This window comes from Pseudoalteromonas sp. SWXJ133 (assembly GCF_015864365.1).
GTDB classification, from domain to species: Bacteria; Pseudomonadota; Gammaproteobacteria; order Enterobacterales; family Alteromonadaceae; genus Pseudoalteromonas; species Pseudoalteromonas arctica.
The window spans coordinates 64,346-74,189 of record NZ_JADYXJ010000026.1; the positions used below are offsets into that span (position 1 = coordinate 64,346).

General features: G+C 40.3%; 5 protein-coding genes. 3 read left to right on the forward strand and 2 right to left on the reverse strand.

Features of this window, described 5'->3' with window-relative positions; all coding sequences use genetic code 11:
• The first annotated feature begins 231 nt into the window (after positions 1-231).
• The 3 genes from I6F40_RS16675 to I6F40_RS16685 all read left to right on the forward strand — a co-directional run bounded on the left by I6F40_RS16675 (position 232) and on the right by I6F40_RS16685 (position 5,858).
• The gene (locus tag I6F40_RS16675) at positions 232-2,763 is read left to right on the forward strand and encodes a TonB-dependent receptor plug domain-containing protein (RefSeq protein WP_197103153.1); all 2,532 of its coding nucleotides are present in this window, start codon (positions 232-234) and stop codon (positions 2,761-2,763) included.
• Positions 2,764-2,969: 206 nt separating this feature from the next.
• Entirely contained in the window at positions 2,970-3,863 is an 894-nt protein-coding gene (locus I6F40_RS16680; protein ID WP_197193218.1) for a hypothetical protein, read from the forward strand.
• Positions 3,864-3,968: 105 nt separating this feature from the next.
• Positions 3,969-5,858: a monovalent cation:proton antiporter-2 (CPA2) family protein gene (locus tag I6F40_RS16685; RefSeq protein ID WP_197193219.1), complete on the forward strand. Its 1,890-nt coding sequence runs from the start codon at positions 3,969-3,971 to the stop codon at positions 5,856-5,858.
• 99 nt (positions 5,859-5,957) lie between these two features.
• On the opposite strand, the gene I6F40_RS16690 is transcribed toward I6F40_RS16685, so the two are convergent.
• Positions 5,958-8,618, reverse strand: a complete 2,661-nt coding sequence (locus I6F40_RS16690) for a TrlF family AAA-like ATPase (RefSeq protein ID WP_197176452.1) — start codon at positions 8,616-8,618, stop codon at positions 5,958-5,960.
• A gap of 304 nt (positions 8,619-8,922) precedes the next feature.
• The gene (locus tag I6F40_RS16695; protein ID WP_197193220.1) at positions 8,923-9,636 is read right to left on the reverse strand and encodes a hypothetical protein; all 714 of its coding nucleotides are present in this window, start codon (positions 9,634-9,636) and stop codon (positions 8,923-8,925) included.
• Positions 9,637-9,844: the final 208 nt, after the last annotated feature.

Genomic DNA, 9,844 nt, shown 5'->3' on the forward strand with positions numbered 1-9,844 from the left:
TTTGGCATTTATGCTGCGTTATCGCCTATTTATGGGGAGTAACCACACTACATAGGCTCTGCCTTGCCTAAAAGCCAAACATACTGCTGCAAATTCAATCACCAAGGCAACACGCCCCAGCTTCACGTGTTAACAACTTAGAATATCTTAGATAGTTTTTATCTTTGCACTAGGGTAGTCGCTTCTATATGATGCGCTCCTTTTCGACTAGCAGCTCTTGGGGAACAATTAATGACTTTTAAGCGTTTATCTGCAAATAAACTCGCACTTAGCTTGGCCGTTACTACTGCACTTAGCACACCTTACTCTATGGCCGTTGCCGCAGAGCAAGATAATCAAGCAGAAAAAAATATCGAAGTAATTTCGGTTACCGGTACTCGCAGAAGCCTACGCAGTATTGCCGAAAGCACCGTACCTGTAGATATTATTACCAGCGGTGATATGCAAAGTACCGGTCAGCTAGAAATAAGCCAAATACTAGCAAACCAAGTACCTAGCTTTAACTACCCAAGTGCCACTATGGGTGATGGTACTGACCATGCAAAACCAGCTGTTTTACGTGGATTAGCACCCGATCACACACTAGTACTTATAAACGGTAAGCGCCGCCACGCTGGTGCGCTATTAAACTTAGCGGGCGTTGTTGGCCGAGGCTCTACAGCTGTTGATTTGAACATGATCCCAACCTCTGCAATTAAACGTGTTGAAGTACTACGTGACGGCGCAGCCGCACAGTACGGTTCTGATGCAATTGCTGGGGTAATTAACATTGTACTTAAAGATGCCTCAGAAGGCGGTAGCGTAAGCGTAACGTACGGTAAATACGATACTCAAATGGCTGGTGTATCTCAGCTAGACAGCACCTACGCAGATGCAAACGGCGACTTAGCCTTTAATACCGGTGGCGACAGAGAAGTAAACGACGGTGCAACACGCACTGTTAGTGCAAACTCTGGTTTTGCGTTATCTGATAACGGTTTTGTAAACGTATCAATTGAATACCGTGATAACGACTCAACTCAGCGCTCAGGTTTTGACCCTCGCGAACAATACAGTCGCCTTGATGATGGCAGCCTAGACCCACGCGAATTTACTATCGATCGTTACAATCACCGTTTTGGTAAAGCCGACCTTGAAGATTACGCGTTGTTTTACAACATGGGTTACGATTTAGATAACGGCTTAAACCTTTATTCATTTGGTAGCTACTCAAAGCGTGAAGGTAATTCAGGTGGTTTTTACCGCCGAGCAAAAGACAGCCGTAACGTTTTAGAAGTGTACCCAGATGGCTTTTTGCCGCAAATTGAAACAGACGTACAAGACTACTCATTTGCACTGGGCTTACAAGGCGAAACTAACGACTGGACATGGGATGTAAGTACCAACTACGGCCGTAACGACTTTGGTTTCGGTGTTGTAAATAGTATTAACACATCACTAGGTGCCGACAGCCCAACTGAATTTGATAACGGTGCACTGGTTTACGATCAGTTTTTAGTAAACGCAACTGCCAATACCACTCTCGATTTAGGCTTACCTGATGACGTATTTTTTACCGTAGGTACTGAATACCGCCACGAAAGCTACAAAATAGAAGAAGGCGAAGAAGCGTCTTACATCACCGCACTTGATAGCGATGGTAACCCAATTGCAGCCGGTGGCGCGCAAGTACTTGCTGGTTTTGGACCAGAAAGTGCGACTGACGAAAGCCGTCATAACATCGCTTTATTTGTTGAGTTTGATACCTACTTAACAGAAAAATGGAACGTAGTTTTAGCAGGTCGTTATGAAGATTACAGCGACTTTGGTGACACATTTACTTCTAAGCTTGCTTCGCGTTACAGCATTACTGAAAACCTATCGCTGCGCGGTGCAATTAGTACAGGTTTTCGTGCGCCATCTTTAGCGCAAAGCTCGTACCGCCAAATATCAACCGTACTTGAAAACAACCAACCATTTGAAGTTGGTCTATTCCCAACCGATTCTGCAGCAGCGCAAGCGCTAGGTGCACAGCCGCTAGATGCAGAAGAGTCAGTAAACGTTACTGCGGGCTTTATTTACACTCAAGGCAGCTTTAGCTTAACTGTTGATGCGTACCGTATTGATATTGATGACCGTATTGTATTGTCTGAAAACTTAGAAGGCGATGCAGTTGTTGAAATACTACAAAATGCCGGTGAGCTAAATACCGAAAGCGTACGTTACTTTACCAACGCTATCGACTCACGCACGCAAGGTGTAGATATAGTTGCCACTTATAACTTAGATTTAGACAACTTAGGTGATTTACGTTTAAACGTAGCAGCTAACTTTAACGATACCGAAGTAACGCACGTAAACGACAACCCAGCACAGCTTAACTCACTAGGTGACGACTACGTAGTGTTTGCGCGTCGTGAAGTAGGTCGCTTTGAAGAAGGCACGCCAGATAGCAAATGGAACCTATCAGCAGTGTGGAACTTTAACGAATGGCAAACAACGCTTCGTGCCACACGCTATGGTGAAGTCGCTGATATATCAACTACAGCCGATCGCGATGAATACCTTGACCCTAAGTGGATCACCGACCTAGAAGTGGCATACCGTCCAGACGAATATTGGAAATTTGCCGTTGGTGCAAACAACTTGTTCGATCAGTACCCACAAGCCACCGTGGATAACATTGGTTACTCTGACTTTGGCCAAATATTCCCGTACACACCGTATGCGCCTTACGGATTAGACGGGCGTTTTTTATACGGTAATATTACTTACAGCTTTTAATTAGTTCCCTAATAAAAGCAGAGCAATTATAAAAGGATGCATCGCGCATCCTTTTATATTAATAATTAGTTATTTTAACCACTTATTAGTATTTCAACTTTCATAAAAAACCACCACCCTATATAAAACAACAGCTTACATTTCGGCCTCATTTTTGCTCTATATTGTTTATATAAATACAAACAATAAATACCAAAGGACTAAACATGAGCTCATCAACACAATTAAGCATTACAAAACCACTTTCGCTAATTAGCGGTATTTTATTATTAAGTGGTTGTGTGTTTCACATATCGCCAAGCGTGGCGTCTGTAAAACAAACACAACAGCTCACATTGCCTAGCAACAATCTTGAGTATTTAAATGTTTTAAGTGGCGCAGGCAACCTTGAAATAAAAGGCTCACAAACAGCCACCAGCATTCGTGTTGATGCCACTATTTACACAGCCGATATTGAAGATGAGTACGAGCTAACACTAGAGCAAGACGGTAAACAGGCAAAGCTTGTTGCTCAAAATAAAAGTCGTAATGGTATTAGCTTTTACAGTGGTCAATCACCACATATTGATTTAGTTGTTACCGTACCAAGTAATCTTAATTTAGATATTGATGATGGCTCTGGCGACATTGTTATAAGTGCAATGCAAAGCAATATGAATGTAAAAGACGGCTCGGGGGACTTAACTATAAGCGGTGCTAAAAACCTAACTATTGACGATGGTTCAGGCGAAGTAAACCTTGAAAACATCGCAGGTAATGTAGAACTAACCGACGGCTCTGGCAGCATTCATATAAATAATGTAAGCGGCAATGCAATTATTGAAGATGGTTCAGGCGAAATGCACGTAAGTAATGTAAACGGTTCGCTAAACGTTGAAGATGGCTCGGGTGATATAGTAATAAGCCATATAAACGGAGCTGTTAATGTTGATGATAACTCTGGCGACATGCTTATTGAGCATATTGGCTCAAGCGTTACTATTGAAGACGGTTCGGGCGACATTCGTGTTAATCACGCCAAAGGACTCACTATTACTGAGTCAGGCTCGGGCGATGTAAGTATCGATAATATTAGCGGTTCAGTAAGAGTAGCTGACTAATTTAGCATTTTCAGCCACATGAATCATTGTATTTTATAAGAACCTAAGTCATTCTATTTATGCTCAAATACCTTGAGCATAAATAGAATGACTTAGGATAAACGCGTGTTAGAAATAGCTTTAATTTACTTAGCAGCAGCCATTGTAGCTGTCCCTATTGCAAAACGAGTCGGACTTGGCTCTGTGTTAGGTTATTTAATTGCCGGAATACTCATTGGCCCTTATGCGCTGGGTGTTGTGGGCGATCAAACCGATGTAATGCACTTCGCTGAATTTGGCGTAGTAATGATGCTGTTTTTAGTGGGCCTTGAACTACAACCTTCGCGTTTATGGACATTACGCCACTCTATTTTAGGGCTTGGCGGCTTACAGGTTGTGCTATCGGCAGCGGCTATATTTGCATTTTGTTATTGGTTTTTTGCCATGCATTGGCAAACCGCACTCGCCATTGGTTTAATGCTGGCGCTCTCCTCTACCGCTATTGTACTGCAAAGCCTTGAAGAAAAAGGCTGGCTAAAGCAAGAAGCCGGACAAAACGCATTTTCGGTATTGCTGTTTCAAGACATCGCCATTATTCCTATTTTAGCCCTATTGCCACTGCTTGCATTTGCCCCGCAAACTAGCACAAAAGAAATCAGCGACTCGATTATTGCAAGCTGGCCTGTATGGCAACAAGTATGTGTATCGGTTGCGGTTATTGCCGCTATTATTGCCGGCGGTAAATATGTATCGGCGCCATTATTTAGATACATTGCCCAAACACACATGCGTGAAATATTTACTATTTTTGCACTGTTTTTAGTGGTCGCTATTGCGCTGGTTATGCAAAGTATTGGTTTATCGCCTGCGCTGGGGACTTTTTTAGCAGGCGTTGTACTTGCCGAAAGCGAATTTAGACACGAATTAGAAGCCGATATAGAACCCTTTAAAGGCTTACTTTTAGGGTTATTTTTTATAACTGTTGGCGCATCAATTAACTTTGAACTGCTATTTAATGAGTTTAGTACTGTTATTGCCTTAGTGGTTTTACTCATTGTGGTTAAAGCCTGCATTTTATTTGCCCTTGCCGTTACCTTTAAAATTAACAGTAAACAGCAGTTATTATTTGCCCTAGCGCTTGCCCAAGGGGGTGAGTTTGCCTTTGTACTTTTAAGCGTAACCACCACCTTAAGTATTTTAACGCCCGAGCAAACCAGCCTTGTTACCTTAGTTGTGGCGGTATCAATGCTAATAGCGCCGTTATTACTTATGGTTTATGAGCAAATACAAAAACGCAGCAGCAGTGCTCTGCCTGAGTTTGATAAGCCAGAGCAAATTAGCACCGCTAAGCACGTAATTATTGCGGGCTACGGACGTTTTGGCCAAATTATGGGGCGTTTACTGCACGCGCAAGGCTACGAAATTACTGTACTTGATCACAGCCCTAGCCAAATAGAATTACTACGCCGTTTTGGCAACACCGTATTTTATGGCGATGCCGCACGCCAAGAACTCCTTGAAGCCGCAGGCGCACACACCGCGCAAATGCTAGTAATTGCAATTGATAACCCCGATAAAACCATTGAGATAATTAAGCTCGCGCATAAAAACTACCCGCAGTTAAAAATTGTTGCTCGCGCAATCGACCGCCGCCATGCGTATCAGTTACTTAATTTAAAAGTAGATGCGTTTAACCGCGAAACAGTCGACTCAGCTATTAACCTTGCCGTAGAAGCACTCGAGCTATTAGGTAACACTAAGCAAGATGCAGAGCGCGCCGGTAAGCTATTTAGAGACCACGACCGCGCTGCAGTACTGCAACTGGCTGCATTATGGGGAGACGACGCCAGCTACGGCGTAGCCGTGCGCCAACGCATGGAAGATTTAAAGCAAGTGCTGCAACAAGATAAACAAGCACAAAGCGATTTAAATACCTGCGACAGCGGTGATTGCGAAGACGGCTTAACAGAAGTAGCGAGTAAACCTAAAAAGCCTGATGATCCTCATTTGGAGTAGTAATTAGTATCTGTTGTCTTAGCGGGTATTGACGCTTCACTCACCGGAGTTCGGAGGAGTGAAGCAAATCAAGCTTTCAAGTGTAGTGACTTGTTAAACCTACTTTTGGATACCATACTTACGCTCTCTCTTCTCGAAAGCATAGCTACCACCTTCCAAAATATTACAAATCTCTGCTCTTATACCTACGTTTTCCTTAACATTACCATCTTCAACAGAACCTGAAGTATAACGGATACTCTCACCTTGATTGTCAGCGATAATTATTTGTTCTGCATCGGTATTTACGACCAAATTCGCATTGTGTGTAACAATGATGACTTGTCGGTATTTCTTTATTTTTCTAAATAAAGGAACTAGCTGTGACATAATAAATTCATTGTCTAGATCATCTTCAGGCTGATCAAATACAAATGGGCTACCGAATGGATCAGTTGCCAATTTTAAACAAACATAAAATGTGCCTCGTTGGCCAACAGAGAGCTTATTTACAGTCTTTCCCTTGTACTGGAAGTCTGCATTTGCATATAGATACCTTTTAATATTTGTAGGTGAATAGAGATAATTTAATAATTCAAATCGCCCTCCTTTATTAAAGAACTCTGGTTTCCAAAAGAACTCTTCTATACTCGTTGGAACACCATCACAATTAATGATTTTTTCACCAGACAATAGCTTGAAGAAGTCATCTATTGATCTTACGCAAAATGTTTCTTGCAACCGATCAAAAGTAGATTTATCACTTGTACTTCTAAATTTTCCACGATTTAAGCATTCTTCCATCCCACTGTAAAAATGCTGCACATTGAATACGACGTTACCATTAATATGTATATCTAAAAGAATTTCCTGAACCAATTCATTTTGCTCAAAATTCCAGCCTGGCTGTTGAATTTTAAGCTTTTCAAAGGCCTGGTTGATGTTGTTTTTTTGACAATCAATGTACTCTTTGTATTTTAAAGCAAGCTCTCCACGCTCCCTAACAAACGCTTGATACTCTATTGTCTTTTGATTTATCTCATCTAATTTCGATGATGCCTGATCAATAGACTTTTGAAACTCAGTAACTTTGCTTAGCAAAGATGATATATCCTGATTGATACCTTGCTGTCTAAACTGAATAGCAATTTCATTATTTGATTCGATTAATGTTTGAATTTCACTCTTACATATATCTATATTTTTACTAATGGGGTCTTTGACCAAAGCTTCATCAATCAATGGCGACTTATTTACTGAGCAATGATTGGCATTTAACAACGTAATTCTTTGGTTTATTTCTAAAGCATGGCGACACAAAAGAGCTAGCGTACTCCTTGCTTCATCAATGAAGTTGTTTTTTTCGTTAATACTCTTTGAGTTATTTTGATATCGTTCAATTAACAACTTATTTTGAGGGTTAGTAAGCGTGCCAATTAACTGAACATTACTATCAATAACACTTTGTTGATATTGTTGCGTATTAATACGCTGGCTTTGAGAATCAACATCTTCCCAATACTCAACGAACGTACGATATTTACTCAGATTGTTTGATATTTCAGAACTGGTAACAGAATCAAACTCTATACCATGGATTCCTAACATTCTTTTTATCTCGCCACTCAGATCATCAGGCTTTTGACTGAAATGTTGAACATCTCCTTGAGAAACATGTAAATAAGAGTACGTATTTGCAGAAGAATCGAATTTTAATACCGTCCCATCACCTTGGTCTAGTTCAACACTAAGGCTTTCACCGCTAACCCTCCGCGCATTTGAGTGCTGAGATTGATGGTTAAATCTTGAGTGCATTGCATCTAGAAAAAGGCTTTTGCCAGTCCCCCTCCCACCCACAATCGTGACTAGGTTCGGATTTAATGGGATTGTTTGGTTAAAAAAACTTATATCCTCACCAGAAAAAATTTTTCCACCTAACTTAACTGATTTAAACCATGGCTTACTGTATGTTTTTTCCACAAAGTCATTCGTTTGCTGAACCCTGAGGTCGGGTTCAATAATAGCTTGCCTTAAGCCTTCAAAGGTTGGTTTTGCTTTGACCCAAGAATACATTGTGCCAATATATTCAAGTTTGTGAGCATCTGAAGCATAAAAAACCGGCTTTTGCTTCGCAGATGGGTACCTTTCGTTATTCAGGAAAAAATTTCTATCTTGAGGCCGACCTAAAATAATTTGGCACCTTTTCTCTATTTCTAGTGCAACAGCTAGTGATCTACCTTCTTTCATATCAGGTCTAAAGCCACCATATCCATTTGGACAAGCTGCTATTAAAAAATCGATCCCGAACTTTAAATTATTATTTAGGTGAGCTATCAATGAATCAAACTTTACAACAGCTTCAGATGTTTTAGTTTGTGAATCGGTAAGAGATTGTTGGGAACAATAGATATGCTTGCCATCAGCAGTTGTGTTAGAGATAGGGAGAGTAGATAAAATGGTATTTATTCGTTGAGTAGTTATATTTTCCGAAAATATACAATGAACGTTGATCCACTCACCATCTTTGTTTTGCTGATCAATACGAAATTCTAGATTGCCTAAGACTGTATGCTCAATACCTTTTTCTTGAAATTTATCTCTAATTTCCTCTAGTTCGTTATCTTTAAAGAAAAAATAGTTAGTAATTCCTGTTAGGCTAAGTTCTGAAGATATTATCTTATCAACAAACTCATCTATAGTAGATGATCCATATTCATTAGCTTGATGGGTGTATGGAGAATGAATGTGTAAATCCCACTTACTCCAAATCGATCCAATCATGTAACCTCCTTGAGTTTCAGCCAATACCAAGTATTTGCATAGGGCCTTACAACTTTATCTGAGGACATTTCCTTATCTTCACAAAATGTCCCTATTGTGTGAACTTCTATTAATATCAAATAGTGTAAATTATTACCAACTATAAATCTTATGCGGCTGATGGTGTGTTTTATAAAATGGAAAAGTGTTTGTTGTATTACTTGGGTGGAAATGGCTTAAATTAATCTACTTTTTAAATACCTATTTGTAGCTCATAACTGTCATTCTTCCAGCTATAAGCTACAGCATTTAAAAGCTCCAAAACCTAGTGGTGGTGCCCGCCTTGAATAGCCTCGCCCTGCTGGTTATAAAAACCTGTTGCGCTGTGCTCAATAAAACCAAGGTTTATCATTTTAGCTAAAAACGGGTCGCCTTCGTTATCGCCAATGTCGGCGTAATCGGTGGTTTGAAAACGATCCCACTGTGCAAATTGAGCGGCAATTAATGGCTCATCAGTGTTTACATTATTAAGGCTAAGTAAGGTAGTTGTTTGGCTTTTTTTATTACTAATACTAAATGTTTTAACTAATTTTGAATGCGTAAAAAAGGCGAGGTTAAAGTCGTTGCCATTTTCGCTCAGTGTATAGTTTTTTACTTCATCACAGCCTTTGCCTTGTGTGCTTACTAAGGTCATTTTTTCGATTAGGTGGTTATCCACCAGCTGACTTTTAGCACTCCAATTTTGTACGCCGCGTACCTCAGATGGTTGGTATTCAATACCGCGTTGCTGGGCGTTAAAGTAACGTATTGGTCGTATTTGATTATTGGCTAAGTGCTGCCAAAGCTCGGTTATTACTTCACTTTGATGCGCTACTTGCTGATTGTTTCGCCAAAGGGTAAGTGACTCGCTATTTTGCTGCGCTTTATGGCTGTTGGTAATTTTATAATCGGCTTTTAAATGCTTGGCATCAATATCACATTGCGAGGCAAAGCTACTTGTACTTACAAGTGTAGCAATTATTAATAACGCTTTTTTCATTTAGCTATCTCTTATTTATATTTCAAGTTTATGGCAATAACATAACGATTATAAATGTCAGTTTAATGACAAAAACCCCGCAAAGTAGGCTAACACCACTCGTTTAAGAACGAGTGGTGTTTTTTCGTTTATACCTAACTGGATATTTTTGTGTCTTTGCGAGCACCGTTCGCGGATAAGCTTTTCGCTTTCTTTTCTCCGGTAATAT